The organism is Nocardia sp. NBC_01730, assembly GCF_035920445.1.
Taxonomy (GTDB): Bacteria; Actinomycetota; Actinomycetes; order Mycobacteriales; family Mycobacteriaceae; genus Nocardia.
Genome location: NZ_CP109162.1, coordinates 6,412,039 through 6,431,664 on the forward strand (window position 1 = coordinate 6,412,039; position 19,626 = coordinate 6,431,664).

The 19,626-nt window shown below is 66.8% G+C and carries 19 protein-coding genes; all 19 read left to right on the forward strand.

The features are described from left to right. The first annotated feature begins 63 nt into the window (after nt 1-63). The 19 genes from ftsH to OHB12_RS27020 all read left to right on the forward strand — a co-directional run bounded on the left by ftsH (nt 64) and on the right by OHB12_RS27020 (nt 19,361). A complete protein-coding gene (ftsH, locus tag OHB12_RS26930) occupies nt 64-2,463 on the forward strand; it encodes an ATP-dependent zinc metalloprotease FtsH (RefSeq protein ID WP_327111867.1) in 2,400 nt (799 codons plus the stop codon). 293 nt (nt 2,464-2,756) lie between these two features. Continuing rightward, a complete protein-coding gene (gene folE / locus OHB12_RS26935) occupies nt 2,757-3,368 on the forward strand; it encodes a GTP cyclohydrolase I FolE (RefSeq protein ID WP_327121514.1) in 612 nt (203 codons plus the stop codon). 184 nt (nt 3,369-3,552) lie between these two features. Then, on the forward strand, nt 3,553-4,410 hold the full coding sequence (gene folP, locus OHB12_RS26940; protein ID WP_327121516.1) for a dihydropteroate synthase: 858 nt from the start codon (nt 3,553-3,555) through the stop codon (nt 4,408-4,410). Beyond that, the gene (gene folB, locus OHB12_RS26945; protein WP_327111869.1) at nt 4,407-4,844 is read left to right on the forward strand and encodes a dihydroneopterin aldolase; all 438 of its coding nucleotides are present in this window, start codon (nt 4,407-4,409) and stop codon (nt 4,842-4,844) included. The genes folP and folB overlap by 4 nt, the downstream gene beginning before the upstream one ends. Before the next feature lie 175 nt (nt 4,845-5,019). Continuing rightward, a complete protein-coding gene (folK, locus tag OHB12_RS26950) occupies nt 5,020-5,556 on the forward strand; it encodes a 2-amino-4-hydroxy-6-hydroxymethyldihydropteridine diphosphokinase (protein WP_327111871.1) in 537 nt (178 codons plus the stop codon). Nucleotides 5,557-5,558: 2 nt separating this feature from the next. Continuing rightward, entirely contained in the window at nt 5,559-6,029 is a 471-nt protein-coding gene (locus tag OHB12_RS26955; RefSeq protein WP_327121518.1) for a DUF3180 domain-containing protein, read from the forward strand. Between the two features lie 127 nt (nt 6,030-6,156). Further along, entirely contained in the window at nt 6,157-7,062 is a 906-nt protein-coding gene (locus tag OHB12_RS26960; protein WP_327111873.1) for a DUF6779 domain-containing protein, read from the forward strand. A 271-nt stretch (nt 7,063-7,333) separates the two neighbouring features. Beyond that, entirely contained in the window at nt 7,334-8,254 is a 921-nt protein-coding gene (locus OHB12_RS26965) for a Rossmann-like and DUF2520 domain-containing protein (RefSeq protein ID WP_327121520.1), read from the forward strand. Beyond that, a complete protein-coding gene (gene panC, locus OHB12_RS26970) occupies nt 8,254-9,231 on the forward strand; it encodes a pantoate--beta-alanine ligase (RefSeq protein ID WP_327111875.1) in 978 nt (325 codons plus the stop codon). The genes OHB12_RS26965 and panC overlap by 1 nt, the downstream gene beginning before the upstream one ends. Before the next feature lie 13 nt (nt 9,232-9,244). Further along, complete coding sequence (gene panD, locus OHB12_RS26975; protein ID WP_327111877.1) at nt 9,245-9,664, forward strand: aspartate 1-decarboxylase; 420 nt, start codon at nt 9,245-9,247, stop codon at nt 9,662-9,664. A gap of 17 nt (nt 9,665-9,681) precedes the next feature. Continuing rightward, nucleotides 9,682-10,479: a type III pantothenate kinase gene (locus OHB12_RS26980; RefSeq protein ID WP_327111879.1), complete on the forward strand. Its 798-nt coding sequence runs from the start codon at nt 9,682-9,684 to the stop codon at nt 10,477-10,479. A 180-nt stretch (nt 10,480-10,659) separates the two neighbouring features. Beyond that, nucleotides 10,660-11,265, forward strand: coding sequence for a cysteine dioxygenase (locus OHB12_RS26985; RefSeq protein WP_327111881.1), 606 nt, complete (start codon nt 10,660-10,662; stop codon nt 11,263-11,265). A gap of 8 nt (nt 11,266-11,273) precedes the next feature. Beyond that, nucleotides 11,274-11,696, forward strand: a complete 423-nt coding sequence (locus tag OHB12_RS26990; protein WP_327121522.1) for a rhodanese-like domain-containing protein — start codon at nt 11,274-11,276, stop codon at nt 11,694-11,696. 259 nt (nt 11,697-11,955) lie between these two features. Next, nucleotides 11,956-13,455 carry a lysine--tRNA ligase gene (gene lysS, locus OHB12_RS26995; RefSeq protein WP_327121524.1) on the forward strand — a complete coding sequence of 500 codons (1,500 nt, stop codon included), beginning with the start codon at nt 11,956-11,958 and terminating at the stop codon, nt 13,453-13,455. Nucleotides 13,456-13,570: 115 nt separating this feature from the next. Continuing rightward, nucleotides 13,571-13,930, forward strand: a complete 360-nt coding sequence (locus OHB12_RS27000) for a histone-like nucleoid-structuring protein Lsr2 (protein ID WP_327111883.1) — start codon at nt 13,571-13,573, stop codon at nt 13,928-13,930. A gap of 182 nt (nt 13,931-14,112) precedes the next feature. Then, complete coding sequence (locus OHB12_RS27005) at nt 14,113-14,760, forward strand: FHA domain-containing protein (RefSeq protein WP_327111885.1); 648 nt, start codon at nt 14,113-14,115, stop codon at nt 14,758-14,760. A gap of 131 nt (nt 14,761-14,891) precedes the next feature. Continuing rightward, nucleotides 14,892-15,482, forward strand: a complete 591-nt coding sequence (locus tag OHB12_RS27010) for an anthrone oxygenase family protein (RefSeq protein ID WP_327111887.1) — start codon at nt 14,892-14,894, stop codon at nt 15,480-15,482. A 93-nt stretch (nt 15,483-15,575) separates the two neighbouring features. After that, nucleotides 15,576-16,517, forward strand: coding sequence for an esterase/lipase family protein (locus OHB12_RS27015; protein ID WP_327111889.1), 942 nt, complete (start codon nt 15,576-15,578; stop codon nt 16,515-16,517). Nucleotides 16,518-16,805: 288 nt separating this feature from the next. Next, nucleotides 16,806-19,361, forward strand: a complete 2,556-nt coding sequence (locus tag OHB12_RS27020) for an ATP-dependent Clp protease ATP-binding subunit (protein ID WP_327111891.1) — start codon at nt 16,806-16,808, stop codon at nt 19,359-19,361. Nucleotides 19,362-19,626 lie beyond the last annotated feature (265 nt).

Here is a 19,626-nt window from a genome sequence, read left to right on the forward strand (position 1 = left end):
GCCCCAGACGCATCGCAAGCACCGGAGACACCGGAAAGGACTGGCCGCCCCGGCCGACGCTCTATGAACCGCAAGACTGTGTTTCGCACCCTGGCCATAGTCTCGGGCATTTTGCTCGTGATCTATGCGTTCAGCTATTTCGGCAACGACACGCGCGGCTGGAAGAGCGTTGATACATCGGTTGCCCTCAGCCAGCTGAACGACAAGAGCAACATTCAGAACGTTCAGATCGACGATCGCGAGCAGCAGCTGCGCATCGAGCTGAAGACCGGCAATGACGCCACCGGTGGTCAAGCCAAGATCATCGCGAAGTATCCGGGCGGCAGCGAGACCTCCGCGCAGGTCTTCGACGCCGTGAAGAACTCCGGCGCCAGCTACAACACGGTGGTCAAGCAGGAGAGCTGGTTCACCCAGATCCTGCTGTTCGTGCTGCCGATGGTGATCCTGCTCGGCCTGTTCGTCTTCGTGATGGCCCGCATGCAGGGCGGCGGCCGCGGCGGCATGATGGGCTTCGGCAAGTCCAAGGCCAAACAGCTGTCCAAGGACATGCCCAAGACCACGTTCGCCGACGTGGCCGGCGCGGACGAGGCAGTCGAAGAGCTCTACGAGATCAAGGACTTCCTGCAGAACCCGGTCCGCTACCAGGCCCTCGGCGCCAAGATCCCCAAGGGCGTCCTGCTCTACGGGCCGCCGGGTACCGGTAAAACCCTGCTGGCTCGCGCCGTCGCGGGTGAGGCGGGTGTGCCGTTCTTCACCATCTCCGGCTCGGACTTCGTAGAGATGTTCGTCGGTGTCGGCGCCTCCCGCGTGCGCGACCTGTTCGAGCAGGCCAAGCAGAACAGTCCCTGCATCATCTTCGTCGATGAGATCGACGCGGTCGGCCGCCAGCGCGGCGCCGGGCTCGGCGGCGGTCACGACGAGCGCGAGCAGACCCTCAACCAGTTGCTCGTCGAGATGGACGGCTTCGGTGACCGCACCGGCGTCATCCTGATCGCCGCGACCAACCGCCCCGACATCCTCGACCCCGCGCTGCTGCGCCCCGGCCGGTTCGACCGGCAGATCCCGGTCAGCAACCCCGACCTGGCGGGCCGCCGCGCCATCCTGCGTGTGCACTCGCAGGGCAAGCCGATCTCGCCCGACGCGGACCTGGACGGTCTGGCCAAGCGCACCGTCGGCATGTCCGGCGCCGACCTGGCCAACGTGATCAACGAGGCTGCCCTGCTCACCGCCCGCGAGCACGGCGCGGTGATCACCGGCGAGCAACTCGAGGAATCGGTGGACCGCGTGATCGGCGGCCCGCGCCGCAAGAGCCGGATCATCAGCGAGCACGAGAAGAAGATCACCGCCTACCACGAGGGCGGCCATACTCTTGCCGCTTGGGCGATGCCGGACATCGAGCCCGTCTACAAGGTCACCATCCTGGCCCGCGGCCGCACCGGCGGCCACGCCATGACGGTGCCCGAGGACGACAAGGGCCTGATGACCCGCTCGGAGATGATCGCCCGCCTGGTTATGGCGATGGGTGGCCGCGCGGCCGAGGAACTCGTGTTCCACGAGCCGACCACCGGCGCCTCCTCCGATATCGACCAGGCCACCAAGATCTCGCGTGCGATGGTCACCGAGTACGGCATGAGCTCCCGCCTCGGCGCGGTGCGCTACGGCCAAGAGCAGGGCGACCCGTTCCTCGGCCGCTCGATGGGCATGGGCTCGGACTACTCGCACGAGGTTGCGGGCGCCATCGACGAGGAGGTGCGCAACCTGATCGAGGCCGCGCACACCGAGGCGTGGGCCATTCTCAACGAGTACCGCGATGTGCTCGACGTGTTGGCCACCGCGCTGCTCGAGCGAGAGACCTTGCACCGCAAGGATTTGGAGCAGATCCTCGCGTCGGTGGAGAAGCGCCCGCGGATCACCGCGTTCAACGACTTCGGCCACCGCGTCCCCTCGGACAAGCCGCCGGTGAAGACTCCGGGCGAGCTGGCCGCCGAACGCGGCGAGTCGTGGCCGCCGGAGCCGGTCGCGAAGCCGTTGACCGCCGCCACACAGCGCGAGCCGCAACCCGCCAACGGCTATCCGCCGCATGAGAGTGGCTACGGCGCGCCGCCGCAATACGGCCATCCGACGCCGCCCGCGCCCGGATACCCCGCACCGCCGGCGCCCGCGCCGGCCTACCCGCGCCAAGGCACGCATGGTTCACGGCCGGACTACGGTGCACCGGCGGGCTGGTCGGCCCCCGGCTGGCCGCCGCGCGACGAGCCGCAGCAGCAGGGTCAGCCCGGCGGTTGGGTCGACGGGCAGCAGCCGCAGCACGGATACCAGCCGTGGGGTCCGCAGGGCGGACCGGAGGATGGCTACCAGCGTGGCGGGTACGGCGACCATCCCGGCTACGACGAGCCTGGCCGCACTAACCCGAATGGCGAGGGCGATAACGGCCAATGGGATGGATCGAACGGTCGGCACTGAGACTATGCGGCGCTCCCGGGGCCCTTCGTGGTTACGCGGGCTGCCGCCTCCGGGCCCGTCGCTCGCGCGGCTCTGTCTGATGCGGCGCTCCCGGGGCCCTTCGTGGTTACGCAGGCTGCCGCCTCCGGGCCCGTCGCTCGCGCCGCGGCAAGTGACGATTAGGCTCGACCATCGGGGTACCGAGTTACTGTCGGCACCCGAGATTTTGGAGGTGTCCTCGATTGTCGGCCAACAATCACGGCGGTGGCCACACCCTCGCCCAGTCGGATGGCGCTGAACGCAACGGTGCCGACATCAGCGTGACCGAGCCGGAGATCGTCGCACTGGAAACCGGCAGGTCGTTCGACCAGGCCCGGGCTGAGGCCGCGATCCGGGAGTTGCTGATCGCCGTCGGCGAGGACCCGGAGCGGCCCGGTTTGCTCGAGACGCCCTCCCGCGTCGCGCGCGCGTACCGGGAAATGTTCGCCGGGCTCTACGTCGAGCCGGACTCGGTGCTCAACACCACTTTCGACGAGGGGCACCAAGAGCTCGTGCTGGTCCGCGACATTCCGATGTACTCCACCTGTGAACATCACCTGGTGTCGTTCCACGGCGTCGCCCACGTCGGCTACATCCCCGGCCCGCACGGCCGGGTCACCGGCTTGTCCAAGCTGGCCAGGCTGGTCGATTTGTACGCCAAGCGGCCCCAGGTGCAGGAGCGCCTGACCAGCCAGATCGCCGATGCGCTGATGCGCAAACTGGATCCGCGCGGCGCGATCGTCGTAGTCGAGGCCGAGCACCTGTGCATGGCGATGCGTGGCATCCGCAAGCCGGGTGCGAGCACCACCACCTCCGCGGTGCGCGGGCTGCTCCAGTCCAACGCCGCCTCGCGGGCCGAGGCGCTCGATCTCATCCTGCGGAAGTGAGCGGTCGGCGGTGTCTGGACTGAGGAGCGGGGGGAGCGCAGCGACTGGAGCGACGGGGGAATGCACCGTCACTGCGGGCCCGCGCGCTGCCCGTGCGGAGCGCGGGCGATCAGACATCGTGAGCGCGGCCGAGGTGACCGGACCCAGGAGCGTCGGCGCGCGTGGCGGCCGCTCCTGCGTGGTGATGGGTGTGGTGAACGTCACCAGCGATTCGTTCTCCGATGGCGGCAGATATCTCGATCCGGAACTGGCCATCGCGCACGGCGTGGAGCTGTACGCGGCGGGCGCGGACATCATCGATGTCGGCGGCGAGTCGACCAGGCCGGGTGCGGTGCGGGTCGACCCGGTCGCCGAGGCCGCGCGGGTGGCGCCGGTGATTCGTGGACTCGTCGCGGCGGGCGTACCGACCAGCGTGGACACCATGCGTGCCGCGGTGGCGGAGGCGGCGATCGATGCAGGGGCCGCGGTGGTGAACGACGTCTCCGGTGGCCGTGCAGACCCTGACATGGTGAAGGTGGTGGCGTCCGCGGACGTCCCGTGGATTCTCATGCACTGGCGGGCGGGCGCCGACTACCGGCACACGGGTCCCGCCGACCACTATGACGATGTTGTCGCCGAGGTGCTGGCCGAGCTGACCGCCCAGGTGGACTTGGCCGTCGCCGCGGGCGTCGACCCGGCCCGACTGATCCTCGACCCCGGCCTCGGCTTCGCGAAGAACGCCGAGCACAACTGGGCTCTGCTCGGCGCGCTGCCCGAACTCGTCTCGAACGGGCTGCCGATCCTGGTCGGCGCCTCGCGAAAGCGCTTCCTCGGCGCGCTGCTCGCCGACGACGCGGGGCCGCGTCCGCCGGACGGACGTGAAACGGCCACCGCGACCGTCTCGGCGCTAGCCGTGCTGCACGGTGCGTGGGGAGTGCGCGTGCACGACGTGCGCGCCTCGCTGGACGCTATCGCCGTCACTGCCGCATGGCAGAACGCCGCCCGGCGCCGATCCTCCGAGCAGGACACCATCCGACCGAGTGCGCAAGGAGCTCACCGATGAGCAGGTCGCCGGTCCATGCCGAAAACGGTGCGACGCAACTGGATTCGCCGATCCGGCGCGGCGCCGACCGGATCGAGCTGCGCGGCCTGCGCGCGTTCGGGCAGCACGGGGTGTTCGACCACGAGCGCCGCGACGGCCAGGAGTTCCTGGTCGATCTGACCGTGTGGGTGAACTTCGCCGCCGCCGCGGCCTCCGACGAGCTGGCGGCCACCGTGGATTACGGCGCGCTGGCCGAGCGTGCCGTGCGGATCATCCAGGGCCCGCCGCGCAACCTCATCGAGACCGTGGTGTCGGAGATCGCCGATGACGTGATGACCGATCCTCGGATCAGCTCGGTCGAGGTGGTGGTGCACAAGCCGTCCGCACCGATTCCGCATACCTTCGCCGACGTCCGGGTAGTCACCTCGCGTCACCGCGGGGAGCTCGCCGAATGAGCGACCGAAACCGCGGGCCGGCGTTCGCGACGGCAGTGTCCGATCGCCCGCGCTCCGCACGGGCGGTGCGCGGGCCCGCAGTGGCGGTGGCTTCCCTCGTCGCTCCAGTCGTTGCGCTCCTCAGTCCAGACACCGCCGGCCCGCTCACAGTGCCGAGTGTCGTGGGGGTGTGCCGGTGAGCCGCGCCGTGCTGTCTATCGGTTCGAATCTGGGCGATCGGCTCGCGCACCTGCGCAGTGTCCTGGACGGGTTCGGGGATCGCGTGCTCGCCGTCTCGGCGGTGTATTCGACCGCGCCCTGGGGCGGGGTCGCGCAGGAGGACTTCCTCAACGCCGTTGTGCTGGTGGACGATCCGGCATTCGGGTGTGCGGACTGGCTGTGCCGCGGTCAAGAGCTGGAGCAGGCCGCGGGCCGGGTCCGCGACGTGCGCTGGGGCGCGCGAACGCTCGACGTCGACGTGGTCTGGTGTGCCGACCTGCGCGATGGCGAGCCGGTCGCCTGCCGCAGCGTCGATCCGAGGCTGATCCTGCCGCATCCGCAGGCTCACCGCCGGGCCTTTGTGCTCGTTCCGTGGCTGGACGTGGCGCCGGACGCGGTGCTCGAGGTCGACGGCGCACCGCACTCGGTGGCGGAGCTGCTGGACCGGCTCGATCCGGCCGAGCGCGCAGGCGTGCACCGCACCGAGTTGTCCCTGACGGGTGTGGCGTCGTGAAACTGAAGCCGACCCGTGTCCTGGACCTCGTGGCGAACGTGCTCATCGCCGCGATCGTCGCGTGGATCGCCACCAGGATGGCGTACGACAATTTCCCGCCGATCTCGACCTACGCGGGCGCCTCGCTCTATCCGGTGGCCGCTATCGAGGCTGTGCTCGCGTTCGTGATCCGGGCCAGGGTCAACGATGACGAGATCGGGGATGGCCGCAACCAGCTGCATCCGATCACCGCGGCCCGCGCCGTCGCGTTGGCCAAGGCGTCGGTGCAGGTGGGTTCGATCGCCGCAGGCGTCTGGCTCGGCTTCCTGTGCTGGGTGTTCCCGCAGCGCGGAACGCTGCGCGCCGCGGCCGCCGACAGCCCAGGTGCGATCGTTGGGATGCTGGCGGGGGTGGCTTTGGTTGCTGCGGCCCTCTGGCTGGAGTACTGCTGCCGGGCTCCCGAGGATCCCACCGATGATCCAGCAACGACATAGCTAGTATTGCTAACGGAATCACAGAACCGGATTCTGGGCGCGGCTCCCCGTTCAAGCTACCCTGACTGACATGGTTTCACCCTCCCGGAGCAGCACTTCCCGTCGACGGCGGGAAGAGGCGGGAAAATTGTTCATCGGCGTCTTGATTCTGCTCGGTCTGGTTGCCAGCGTTTTCCTGGTTTTCAGCGATAGCCTGCAGTTCGTACGGGTAGGTCTGGTCGCCGCGCTCTGGGCGGCGGCGATCGGCGCGCTGGCCGCGACGAAGTACCGCAAGGAAGCGACGATCGATAAGGCCAAGGTCCGCGATCTGCAGACGGTCTACGAGCTGCAGCTCGAGCGCGAGGTCACCGCGCGGCGCGAATACGAGCTCGGCCTCGAGACGCGGGTGCGCGAGGAGGTGGGCGCCGACGCGGCCGAACTCGCGGCACTGCGCGCGGAGCTCACCGTGCTCCGCCAGAGCCTGCAGCGGTTGTTCGACGGCGATCTGCCGATGGATCGCCCGGCGCTGCGCGCCGACTCGACCCGAATTCAGGAGCTGACCAGCTCGAGCGCGGAATCAGCGAACAATAGCTCCGCGAATGCCGGAATGTGGTCGGTCTTCGCAGACCAGCAACCGCATAGCAGTGTCACGCCAGTCTTCGTCCCCGACCATCCCGAGCCGCCGGTGTTCGCCAGCCCCTTCGACGAGCCGGTCACCGCCGAGACCGCGATCGTCTCCCTCGAGGACGACGATGACGAAAGCACCGGCGACGTCGATGACAACCGGTACGCGGAGCCGCGCGGGTGGGCCGACGCTTTCACCGAGGAGCCCGCCGACGAGCCCCCGACGCAGCCCGCGAAGCGCACCGCCCCTCCTCTCCCTGAGCCGGCCCCGCGCCCTGATCGCGAGCCGTGGCCGACCCGCGAGCCCACGGCCGGCGCATCGAGCGTGCGCAGGCGCCGCAGGGCCGAGTCCGACGACACACCCTCGCGCCGGCTCTCGGTCGCCGAGATCATGGCCAACCTGCAGTCCGAGGAGCGCGAGCGGGACTGACTGCCCCCTGTCGGAGCACACCACTGCGTCCTAAATCACGGCACCACCCCGTGGCATCGTCAAACCGCGTGCCGATATTCTCGTGACGTACCGTCCGGTACCCGCATGGCGGGACTGGAACGACATCGAGAGGACAACGTTGACCTCGAGAAGCGTGAATTCCGACAACGCAAACTCGGGCTACCCCGTTTCGAGCGACCTGCAAGCAGTCGCAAGCGGTCCCGTTTCGAGCGACCTGCAAGCAGTCGCAAGCGGTCCCGTTTCGAGCGACCTGCAAGCAGTCGCAAGCGGTGACCCCGCGCCCGCACGCCTGACGGTGGGAATCGTCTCGGCGGGACGCGTGGGTTCGGCATTGGGAGCGGCACTCGAACGCGTCGGGCATGTGGTGTTCGGCGTCGCCGCGATTTCCGATGCCTCGGTGCGCCGCGCACGGACCCGGCTGCCTGACTCGGAGATCCTGCCGATCGAGGTGGTGGCCAGCCGCAGCGAGCTGCTGTTGCTTGCCGTTCCCGACTCCGAGTTGGCCGGTCTGGTCCGCGGCCTGGCCGAGACCGGGGTCGTTCGACCAGGCACTATCGTCGCGCACACCTCCGGAGCGAACGGAGTCGGTGTGCTGGCGCCGCTTGCCGAGATCGGCGCTCTGCCACTGGCGATCCATCCCGCGATGACCTTCACCGGTCACGACGAAGACGTGGTCCGTCTGGGCAACGCCTGTTTCGGCATCACTGCCGCTGACGAGGTGGGTTACGCCATCGCGCAGTCGCTGGTGATCGAGATGGGGGGCGAGCCGGTACGCGTGCCGGAGGAGAACCGCACTCTGTACCACGCCGCGCTCGCGCATGGCAGCAATCACCTGGTCACACTGATTGTCGACGCGCTGGCCGCGCTGCGCGTAGCGCTGGACGGCCCCGGCTTGCTCGGCCAGCAGATCGTCGACGACCAGCCGAACGGCCTTGCCGAGCGCCTGCTCGCCCCACTGGCCTCGGCGGCGCTGGATAACGCGCTGCGCCGCGGCCAGGCCGCGCTGACCGGCCCGGTGGCCCGCGGCGATGCCGACACGGTGGCCGCGCACCTGGCCGCGCTTTCGTCCGTCGACCTCCGTGTCGCCGCGACCTACCGCGCGCTGTCGCTGCGCACCGCGGAACGGGCGGGCGCCACCCCCGCCGTGATCGAGCTGCTGGAAGGACGCTGATGTTCGACCCGGAATTGCGTGGCGCCTACCGGCCGGGTGAGCTGACCGTGCACCACGAGCCCGCCGTGCTCACCGCGGTGTCCAGCGCCCTGCGCGGCGTCGGCCGCACCGTCGCGCTGGTGCCGACCATGGGCGCGCTGCACGAGGGCCATCTGGAGATCGTGCGGCTGGCCAAGCGGACCAACCAGGTCGTCGTTGTCTCGATCTTCGTGAACCCGTTACAGTTCGGCGCGAACGAGGACTTGGCCGAGTACCCGCGCACTTTGGACGCCGACGTCGAGCTGCTGCGCGCGGAGGGCGTCGAGCTGGTGTTCGCGCCGAGCGTTTCCGACATATACCCGGACGGCCCGCGCACCGCGGTGCACCCCGGTCCGATCGGCGCCGAACTGGAGGGCGCGAGCCGCCCGACCCATTTCGCGGGCGTGCTGACCGTGGTTGCCAAGCTGCTGCAAATCGCGCGTCCGACCGAGGCGTTCTTCGGTGAAAAGGATTATCAGCAGCTCACGCTGATCCGGCAGATGGTCCGCGACCTCAACTTCGACGTGAAGATCACTCCGGTGGTCACCGTGCGCGAGCCGGACGGCCTCGCCCTGTCCTCGCGCAACCGCTATCTCGACGCGGTGCAGCGGGAATCGGCGCTCGCGCTGTCCGCGGCGCTGTCGGCAGGCAAGCACGCGGGCGGTCTCGGCGCGGACGCGGTGCTCGCCGCCGCACACCAGGTGCTCGATGCCGCGACCGGCGTCGACCTCGACTACCTGGTGCTGCGCTCGGCCGCCCTCGGCCCCGCGCCGGCCACCGGCAACGCCAGGTTGCTGATCGCGGCGAAGGTCGGAGCGGCCCGGCTCATCGACAACATTGCCGTCACACTCGGCGCCCCGATCGACGGCCATCCCAACATCTCCGGTTCGCGTTCCGTGGACATTTCTCAGCCTGCTCCGGCGGTGTCCGATCCCGCCTTGCTCCCACCTGTGAATTAGAAAGGGCGACGCAATGCTGCGCACCATGATGAAGTCGAAGATCCACCGCGCCACCGTGACGCACGCCGACCTGCACTACGTCGGCTCGGTCACTGTGGACCAGGACCTGCTCGACGCCGCAGATTTGTTGGAGGGCGAGCAGGTGTGCATCGTCGACATCGACAACGGCGCCCGTCTGGAGACCTACGTCATCGCGGGTGAGCGTGGTTCCGGCGTGATCGGGATCAACGGGGCCGCAGCCCATCTGGTCCACCCTGGCGACCTGGTCATCCTGATCGCATATGGTCAGATGAACGAGCAGGAGCTCGCGGAATACGACCCGAAAGTCGTGTTCGTAGACGAGCGCAACCGCCGGGTCGAGCTGGGTTCGGACCCGGCACACGCGCCGGAGGGCTCGGGGCTGACCTCGCCGCGCTCCCTGTCCTTCGTCTGACAGCGGACGGACCGGGAATGCTGCTGACCATCGACGTCCGCAACACCAGTATCGAGCTCGGTCTGTTCTCGGGCAGTGGCACGCATTCGAAATTGGTGCGGCACTGGCGGATCCACACTGATCCGCTGCTGACCGCCGACGAATTCGCCATGCAGGTGCGTGGGCTGGTCGGGGCGCAGTTGGACGAGGTGATCGGCGTTTCCGCGCTCTCGACGGTGCCGCCCGTGCTGCGCGAATTGCGCGGCATGCTCGGCCAGTATTGGGGACACGTTCCGCACGTGCTGGTGGAACCCGGTGTGCGTACGGGTATTCCGCTGCTGGTGGACAATCCGAAAGAGGTCGGCGCGGACCGCATCGTGAACTGCCTCGCCGCATACCAGCGTTACTCGTCACCCGCCATCGTCGTCGATTTCGGCACGGCGATCTGTGTGGATCTGGTGTCGAAGAAAGGCGAGTTCCTCGGCGGGATCATCGCACCCGGTGTGGAGATTTCCACCGAGGCGCTGGTGGAACGCAGCGCGCTGCGCCGTGCCGAGTTGGCCAGGCCGCGTTCGGTGCTCGGGAAGAACAGCATGGAATGCATGCAGTCCGGTGCGGTATTCGGTTTCGCCGGGCTGGTGGACGGGCTGATCGATCGGATTCGCGACGAGTTCGACGCCTTCGCGGGCGACGACGTCGCGGTGGTGGCGACCGGCGCGACCGCCCCACTGATCGTCCCGGAATCCGAGACGATCGAGGACCATGATCCGCATCTCACGCTGACCGGCCTTCGGCTTGTATACGAACGCAACCAGCGCCGCAAGGGAAGTGTCTGATATCGCGGTGTTGGATTTGTCGCATCCCGGGTGCTTGCCCGTACTACGCCGTGTTCTGTTAAACTCGCATCCGTGTATTTCCGCGTGAGCGCCCAGGAGTGTTGTCGAGGCTGACATTGCCTCGACCGATCGAGGCTGAGTACCTGCCCTCGACCGATACCAGCTCCTGGAGATTCGCTCATGCGTTCTTCTGTTCTTTCCCTTTCTTCCGCGCGTGACGGTTTCTCGACCACCGCACCAGTGGAGCGCTCGGTGGCGCCCGCGCTGCCGACTCGGCTGCGTCCGGCCGATTTGCTGCGGCTGACCGACGAAGGCGCGGAAGATGTGTTGGCCGGGCGCTTCGACCATCTTCTTCCCGCAAATGGTATTTGGCCGGCCGACGAGCGGTGGGCAACCAGATTGCTCACCGACGACGAAGTCGATGTCTGGCTGATCAGCTGGACGCCGGGCAAGTCCACCGAACTGCACGACCACGCCGGATCGCTCGGCGCGCTGACCGTGCTCAGCGGCGCTCTCTCCGAATACCGCTGGAATGGAACGGAATTGCGCCACCGCACACTCACAGCAGGTGATCAGGCGTCGTTCCCGATCGGTTGGGTGCACGACGTGATGCGCGCGCCGACGGCCGACGCCGACGCCGAATCGGCGGGCCCACTCGATCCGACGCTGAGCGTCCACGCCTATTCCCCGCCGCTCACCGCCATGTCCTACTACGAGGTCACCGGCCGCGGCACCCTGCGGCGCACCCGAACCGTTCTCACCGACCAGCCCGAAGGTGATATGTAATGACCCGTTTGACCGTCGACAAGATGCTGGAGAACGCACGGGCCCAGCTGACCCGGATCTACGCTTTCGAATTGCCGCGAGCGCTCGCCGGGGGTGCCATTCTGGTGGACATCCGTCCGCAGGCGCAGCGCGGGCGAGAGGGCACCTTGCCAGGCGCCTTGGTGATCGAGCGCAATGTCTTGGAATGGCGGCTCGATCCCGCCAGTTCCGCCCGGCTGGCTTTGGCCGCGGATCACGACGTGGAGTGGATCGTCGTCTGCTCAGAGGGCTTTACCTCCAGCCTGGCCGCCGCAGCCCTGCAACAACTCGGACTGCACCGGGCAACTGACCTGGTCGGGGGCTATCAGGCGTTGAAGGCGGCAGGGCTGCTGAACGTCGCCGTGCGTGCGCCGCACTTCGTGCGCGAGGCCGACGCGCTCGCCTCGCTGTAAATCACTCGGTCACTTCCATCTCGAATTAGCCGTGCGCCCAAGTGTTTCGGACACCGATCGATGCGTTCCGGCTATTTCGGGTGTCGACCGTACCCGGGGGTCGGCCCGTAGTTCGTCGCGCGGCCGATGCCGATTCGTTACTCCCGCGTAGAGGTCGGGCGGCGCGCAAAACGGTTTCCGGTGCACGCTAGGGTTGTTCGATGTGAGCACCCCCAACTCTGCATCCTCCCGCGAATCCACGTCGGATTCGCGGCCTGCCGTGGCGCTCGACGCCGACGACGCCCCGGAGCAGATACGGATTCGCCGCGAGAAGCGGGAGCGGCTGCTCACGGCCGGTGGTGAGGCATATCCAGTGGTCGTGCCGCGCACACATACCCTCGCCGAAATTCGGGCCGCATATCCCGACCTGGTCGCGGACACCGCCACCGGGCAGCAGGTAGGTGTCGCAGGACGCGTCATATTCATGCGCAATACCGGCAAGTTGTGTTTTGCCACCTTGCAGGAGGGCAATGGCACCAAGCTGCAGGCGATGATCAGCCTGAACGGTGTCGGCGCGGACTCTCTTGCCGCCTGGAAGGCCGACGTCGACCTCGGTGACTTCGTTTTCGTGCAGGGTGAGGTGATCTCCTCGCGGACCGGGGAGTTGAGCGTTATGGCCGATTCCTGGTTCATGGCGGCCAAGGCACTGCGGCCGCTGCCGGTGGCGCACAAGGAGATGAACGAGGAGTCGCGGGTCAGGCAGCGCTACGTCGATCTGATCGTCCGCCCTGAGGCCAGGGAAAATGCGCGCACTCGAATCGCCGTGGTGCGTGCGCTGCGCAATGCACTGGAGCGCAGAGAATTCCTCGAGGTCGAGACGCCGATGCTGCAGACGCTGCATGGCGGAGCGGCGGCAAGGCCGTTCGTTACTCATTCCAACTCGCTCGATATGCAGCTCTACCTGCGCATCGCGCCCGAGCTGTTCCTGAAGCGCTGCGTGGTCGGCGGCTTGGAGCGGGTCTTCGAGATCAACCGGAACTTCCGCAACGAGGGCGCGGACTCCACACATTCTCCCGAGTTCGCGATGCTGGAGACCTACCAGGCATACGGCACCTATGACGACTCGGCGACGATGATCCGGGAATTGGTGCAGGAAGTGGCTCAGGAGGTGTTCGGAACGCAGGTGGTGACGCTCGCCGACGGAACCGAATACGATCTGCGCGGGAAGTGGGCGACCGTGGAGATGTACCCCTCGTTGTCGGATGCACTGGGTGTCGCCGTCACTCCGGATACTTCGGTTGTCGAATTACTGGCACTCGCTGATCGGGTCGGTCTGGAAATTCCGGAAGACAAGGGCTACGGCCACGGGAAACTTGTCGAGGAACTGTGGGAACACCAGTATGGCGACAAGCTGTACGCGCCGACTTTCGTGCGCAACTTCCCGGTGGAGACTTCGCCGCTGACCAGGCAGCATCGCAGCGAAGCAGGCGTCACCGAGAAGTGGGACCTCTATGTGCGTGGCTTCGAGTTGGCCACGGGCTATTCGGAGTTGGTCGACCCGGTGATCCAGCGCGAGCGGTTCGTCGATCAGGCTCGGCTTGCCGCGCAGGGTGACGACGAGGCGATGGCGTTGGATGAGGACTTCCTCGCCGCGATGGAGCACGGCATGCCGCCGACCACCGGAACCGGTATGGGAATCGATCGGTTGTTGATGGCCCTGACGGGATTGGGAATCCGAGAAACGATACTGTTCCCAATTGTGCGTCCGGTCACTCGCTGACCACTGGATTGCAAAGAAGCGGCTCCGTCTTGGAATTTCCGGAATTCGAGGTATTCTTGCCTCGGGTAATCGGCCTAGTATGCGGGTCGCACGATTTCGAGAGGACGTTCATCTCATGGCAAAGAAGGTCACCGTTAGCCTGATCGACGATGTCGACGGTGAGTCCATCGCAGACGAGACCATTGAGTTTGCGATCGACGGTGTGTCGTACGAGATCGACCTGTCGTCGGCAAATGCGTCAAAGCTGCGCGACGGTCTGGAAGAGTGGGTTTCGAATGCGCGTCGGGTGAGTGGCCGGCGCAGGGTCAAGGCCGCCGCGGCGGCGGCGGGTACCCCGAAGAGCCGGGTCTCCATCGACCGGGAACAAAGCGCCGCAATTCGCGAGTGGGCGCGCCGTAATGGACACAAGGTGTCTGCGCGGGGCCGCATCTCCGCTGACATCACCGACGCGTACAACAAGGCCGCGAAGGGATAGTTGTATTTTTTCGGCCGCCGTCCCGGCGAATCGTGCGACGTCGGGGCGGCGGTCTTGTTCGTGATAGGGCTTCGATATAGCTGCACGACCGGATGGCACGGTGGCCCATGACGGCGGACGATCGATCTTGCTCGCGGTAACCGAACGCGGCACCATGGAAACGTGCGAAGGTCACTGGCGGTATGGAGAGGCGAGGTATCGGCGCAGTGACAGGATTCGTCGGATCATTCTTGCGGTTCACCGATGACACGGGTCGCCAGCGGGAGTTCACCCTCACCCCCGAGCACGAACGCGTCACGATCGGCCGTTCCCCGCATGCCGATCTCGCCCTGAGCTGGGACGCGGAGGTCTCCCGTCTGCACGCGGCTGTCGAGTACCTGGGCGCGCACTGGACCATCGTCGACGATGGACTTTCCCGCAACGGCACTTTCGTCAACGGCGACCGGCTGGTCGGCAGACGCAGGCTGATGGCGGGAGACGTCATCCGGGTCGGCACCTCGCGCGTTTCCTTTCACGATTTCGGCGGCGTCCCCGACGACATCACGCGCACCTCGGCCGCTTCGGTTCCCACCGCCCGATCGCTCACCGAGACGCAGCGTTCGGTGCTGATTGCGCTGTGTCGCCCGTACAAGCACGGCGCGGGTTTCGCCACCCCTGCCTCCAATCAGCAGATCGCCGAGGAGTTGTTCCTCAGCGTCGACGCGATCAAGACGCACCTGCGCGCGCTGTTCGCCAAGTTCGGCGTGGAAGATTTGCCACAGAATCAAAAACGTGTACGCCTGGCGGGACTGGCCATGCAGAGCGGTCTCATTTCCGATCGGGATCTGTGAGACGTCCACCGTAGACGCCCGCTTAGCCGGTCGAGCTTCTCGACCATGGAGCGCGGCCAGGAATGCGGCTTGACTTGGAACAGACAACCGGAGCGATATCGACTCCGGTCGGTTCCGAGCAGGAGGAAGTCATGACCGCCGCACGTCTCGCCGCACTGGTTGTTGCCACGTTGGCGACGGGCCTGATCGCAGGCCTTTTCTATGGGTACGCCAATTCGGTGATGCCGGCGCTCGGGCGCACCGACGATCGCGCCATGATCGACGTGATACAGAAGATCAACGTGGTGATCATCAATCCTTGGTTCATGATCGGGTTCCTCGGCACCGTCGGGTTCACGGTCCTGGCCGCGGGGCTGCATCTGGGCAAGGAGCATCGGACCACGCTGATCTGGATCGTGGTGGCGCTGGTGCTCAACGTGATCGCCTTCGCGGTGACCTCCGGGTTGAACGTCCCGCTGAACGACCAGCTGGCCGCCGCGGGCGATCCCGCGTCCATCGCCGACCTCGCCGCGGTCCGCGCCGATTTCGAATCCGCTTGGGTCCGTTGGAACATCGCCCGTGCCGTGTTCCACACCCTGGCCTTCCTGGTGCTGTGCGGCGCGCTGTTCGTGGCGGGCATCCAACAGGGTAGGTCGACCGTGGCGGGGGGCATTGTGGCGGGTCGGTACGCGGCGCAGGGGCACCATGACCAGATCGGTACACCAGCGCGCTACCAGAACTAGTTTTGCAAACAATACGCCGGAATCAGCCCCGCCTGGGATACGCCCTGCGGTAGCTTCCTGGAACCCCCACCCCTTCCAGATTTGGAGGCTACTGTGCGGCGTGTCTCGGGCTTTTCATTACTGATCGTCCTGCTCGCCGCGCTTTGCGCCGGTACGGCAGGTTCGGCGCACGCGGATCGATATCCGGTCGTCTACAACTTCTTCGAGGGCATCCCGGCCGAGCTGGCGCGTCCTGGCGGTTCGCTGCCCGGCACCAACGACTGGTCCTGCCGGCCGAGTACAGCACACCCGAACCCCGTGGTCCTCGCGCACGGTACCGGCGGTGGTGCACAGACGAATTGGGGCGTGTACGCGCCGCTGCTCGCCAACGAGGGCTACTGCGTCTTCTCTGCCACCTACGGCGCCTACGACGCGTCCTGGCCCATTTCCGCTATCGGCGGGATGCTTCCGATCGAGCAGAGCGCACCGCAGTTCGCCGCCTTCGTGCGCAGGGTGCTTGCCACGACCGGCGCGGCAAAGGTCGATATCGTCGGCCACTCCCAGGGCAACTTCATCGGCAACTACTTCGTCAAGCGACTCGGCGGCGCGGCCGAGGTGGACAAACTGGTCGGGTTGGCTCCGCCGTGGCTGGGCTCGAACGCCGGGGGCTTGGCCGAGCTGGCCGAGTACAGTACACGCATGGGCGCGGCACCTGCCTTCGACGCGCTCACCGGGTTGGTGTGTCAGGCCTGCCGCCAGGCGGTCCGGGGATCGGACTTCGTGCGCGCGCTGAACGCGGACGGCGTCTACCACCCGGGCGTGACCTACACGAACATCGCGACCGGACTGGACCAGTCGGTGGTGCCCTACACCGCGGGGTTGGTTCCCGGACCGAACGTGACGAATATCGTCGTCCAGGACGGCTGCGCCACGGACCACTCCGACCACGTGGGAATCGCGGGCAGCCCGAGGGCCGCCGCGTATGTGCTCAACGCGCTCGATCCCGCGCATCCGCGCCCGGTGCCCTGCGTTGACATCGCGCCGTTCATCGGGTGAGCGGTCGCGGTCGGTGGGATGCCGTCGGCGGTGGTCATCGGACACCGATGTTCGCTGAGGGCAAAACCCGGCCGGAAACGAATCGCGCAATCCTCACGTTATGAGTGAATGACCGTGCTGTCGCCGGTCGGCAATAGGGTGGACCGGCGGCGGCGAAATCCTCCGCCAACTAGAGTGGAGGCGGGGGCCGCAACCCCCGGGCTTCATGGCAGGCTGACGCCCACGGTTGTTACACAGCACACTGCGGCGTCTGTTGCCAGAATGTCGGAGCAGGAGAGTGAGGGAGCGATGTTCGAGAGGTTCACCGACCGCGCGAGGCGTGTCGTTGTCCTGGCCCAAGAAGAGGCCCGGATGCTCAACCACAACTACATCGGCACCGAGCACATCCTGCTGGGGCTGATTCACGAGGGTGAGGGCGTCGCGGCCAAGTCGCTCGAGTCGCTCGGCATTTCGCTGGAAGGCGTGCGTAGCCAGGTGGAGGAGATCATCGGCCAGGGCCAGCAGGCCCCGTCCGGTCACATCCCGTTCACACCGCGCGCCAAGAAGGTGCTCGAGCTGAGCCTTCGCGAGGCGCTGCAGCTCGGCCACAACTACATCGGCACCGAGCACATCCTGCTCGGCCTCATCCGCGAGGGCGAGGGCGTGGCGGCTCAGGTGCTGGTGAAGCTGGGTGCGGATCTGAACCGCGTGCGCCAGCAGGTCATCCAGCTGCTGTCCGGGTACCAGGGCAAGGAACCGGTCGAGTCCGGTTCGCGCGGTGAGGCGGGCACCCCGTCCACCTCGCTGGTGCTCGACCAGTTCGGCCGAAATCTGACCCAGGCCGCGCTCGAGGGCAAACTCGACCCGGTCATCGGCCGCTCGAAGGAGATCGAGCGGGTCATGCAGGTGCTCAGTCGCCGCACCAAGAACAACCCGGTGCTGATCGGCGAGCCCGGTGTCGGCAAGACCGCCGTGGTCGAGGGCCTCGCGCAGGCCATCGTCAACGGTGAGGTGCCCGAGACGCTGAAAGACAAGCAGCTCTACACCCTCGACCTGGGTTCCCTGGTCGCGGGCAGCCGCTACCGCGGTGACTTCGAAGAGCGCTTGAAGAAGGTGCTCAAGGAGATCAACACCCGCGGCGACATCATCTTGTTCATCGATGAGCTGCACACGCTGGTCGGTGCGGGTGCCGCCGAGGGCGCCATCGACGCCGCGTCCATCCTCAAGCCGAAGCTGGCCCGCGGCGAGCTGCAGACCATCGGCGCGACCACCCTCGACGAGTACCGCAAGTACATCGAGAAGGACGCCGCCTTGGAGCGCCGGTTCCAGCCGGTCCAGGTGGGCGAGCCGACCGTCGAGCACACCATCAACATCCTCAAGGGTCTGCGCGACCGCTACGAGGCGCACCACCGGGTGTCCATCACCGACGGCGCGCTGGTCGCGGCCGCGACGCTGGCCGACCGCTACATCAACGACCGGTTCTTGCCGGACAAGGCGATCGACCTGATCGACGAGGCGGGCGCTCGGATGCGCATCCGCAGGATGACCGCTCCGCCGGACCTGCGCGAGTTCGACGACAAGATCGCCGAGGCGCGCCGGGAGAAGGAGTCCGCGATCGACGCGCAGGACTTCGAGAAGGCGGCGCGGCTGCGGGACAAGGAGAAGCAGCTCGTCGCCAAGCGGGCCGAGCGCGAAAAGCAATGGCGCTCGGGTGACCTGGACGTCGTGGCGGAGGTCGACGACGAGCAGATCGCCGAGGTGCTCGCCAACTGGACCGGTATCCCCGTCTTCAAGCTCACCGAGGAGGAGACCACCCGTCTGCTCCGTATGGAGGACGAGATCCACAAGCGGATCATCGGCCAGGAGGATGCCGTCAAGGCCGTCTCCAAGGCGATCCGCCGCACTCGCGCCGGCCTGAAGGATCCGAAGCGTCCGTCCGGCTCGTTCATCTTCGCCGGTCCGTCCGGTGTCGGTAAGACTGAGCTGTCCAAGGCGCTGGCGAACTTCCTGTTCGGCGACGACGACGCGCTCATCCAGATCGACATGGGCGAGTTCCACGACCGCTTCACCGCGTCGCGGCTGTTCGGTGCCCCTCCCGGGTACGTCGGCTACGAAGAGGGCGGCCAGCTCACCGAAAAGGTGCGCCGCAAGCCGTTCTCCGTGGTTCTGTTCGACGAGATCGAAAAGGCACACCAGGAGATCTACAACACCCTGTTGCAGGTCCTCGAGGACGGTCGTCTCACCGACGGCCAGGGGCGCACGGTCGACTTCAAGAACACCGTGCTGATCTTCACCTCGAACCTGGGCACCTCGGACATCTCCAAGGCCGTTGGTCTGGGCTTCACCCAGAGCAATGCCGAGGGCTCGAACTATGAGCGGATGAAGCTCAAGGTCAACGACGAGCTGAAGAAGCACTTCCGCCCCGAGTTCCTCAACCGCATCGACGACGTGATCGTCTTCCACCAGCTCACGACCGACCAGATCGTGCAGATGGTGGACCTGATGATCGGCCGTGTCGGCAGGCAGCTGAAGAACAAGGACATGGAGATCGAGCTGGCTCCGCAGGGCAAAGCGCTGCTGGCCAAGCGTGGTTTCGACCCTGTGCTCGGTGCCCGGCCGCTGCGCCGGACCATCCAGCGCGAGATCGAGGACCAGCTCTCGGAGAAGATCCTCTTCGGCGAGATCGGCCCCGGACAGACCATCGTGGTCGATGTCGAGGGCTGGGACGGCGAAGGTTCCGGCGAGGACGCCAAGTTCACCTTCACCGGCAAGGCGAAGCTGACCAAGGCTCCCGCCGAGGAGAAGCCCGAAGTCGTGCTGACCGGCGCGGCCGAAGGCTCCGCCGAGGCCGCCTCGGGCGACTGAATCGCAACGGAAAGGCCCGTGCACACCGGTTCCGGTGTGCACGGGCCTTTCCGTGTCCTGGTGCTGGGTGCGGCTGGTCGGCCAGGCCGTTTACGGCCTCGGGGTGAGTGAAAATATTCATGCTCAAAGACTGCGCCGCGCGGTATACCGCAGGTATCGGTCGCGCGTCGGCACTTGCAATGCACCGCGCCGCGTAGGTCAGCTACCCGGAACAGTGCTGTCCGCATCGGTTTACCGAATGCTTGCCGAGCAGCCTTTCCGCTCA

Excerpts from the sequence above, each read along its gene's own strand:
- OHB12_RS27005 (WP_327111885.1), top strand. The coding sequence starts at position 14,113 with ATGGAGAGGCGAGGTATCGGCGCAGTGACAGGATTCGTCGGATCATTC.
- OHB12_RS27000 (WP_327111883.1), top strand. The coding sequence starts at position 13,571 with ATGGCAAAGAAGGTCACCGTTAGCCTGATCGACGATGTCGACGGTGAG.
- panC (WP_327111875.1), top strand. The coding sequence starts at position 8,254 with ATGTTCGACCCGGAATTGCGTGGCGCCTACCGGCCGGGTGAGCTGACC.
- OHB12_RS27020 (WP_327111891.1), top strand. The coding sequence starts at position 16,806 with ATGTTCGAGAGGTTCACCGACCGCGCGAGGCGTGTCGTTGTCCTGGCC.
- ftsH (WP_327111867.1), top strand. The coding sequence starts at position 64 with ATGAACCGCAAGACTGTGTTTCGCACCCTGGCCATAGTCTCGGGCATT.
- OHB12_RS26985 (WP_327111881.1), top strand. The coding sequence starts at position 10,660 with ATGCGTTCTTCTGTTCTTTCCCTTTCTTCCGCGCGTGACGGTTTCTCG.
- OHB12_RS26980 (WP_327111879.1), top strand. The coding sequence starts at position 9,682 with ATGCTGCTGACCATCGACGTCCGCAACACCAGTATCGAGCTCGGTCTG.
- OHB12_RS27010 (WP_327111887.1), top strand. The coding sequence starts at position 14,892 with ATGACCGCCGCACGTCTCGCCGCACTGGTTGTTGCCACGTTGGCGACG.
- folB (WP_327111869.1), top strand. The coding sequence starts at position 4,407 with ATGAGCAGGTCGCCGGTCCATGCCGAAAACGGTGCGACGCAACTGGAT.
- folP (WP_327121516.1), top strand. The coding sequence starts at position 3,553 with ATGGGTGTGGTGAACGTCACCAGCGATTCGTTCTCCGATGGCGGCAGA.
- panD (WP_327111877.1), top strand. The coding sequence starts at position 9,245 with ATGCTGCGCACCATGATGAAGTCGAAGATCCACCGCGCCACCGTGACG.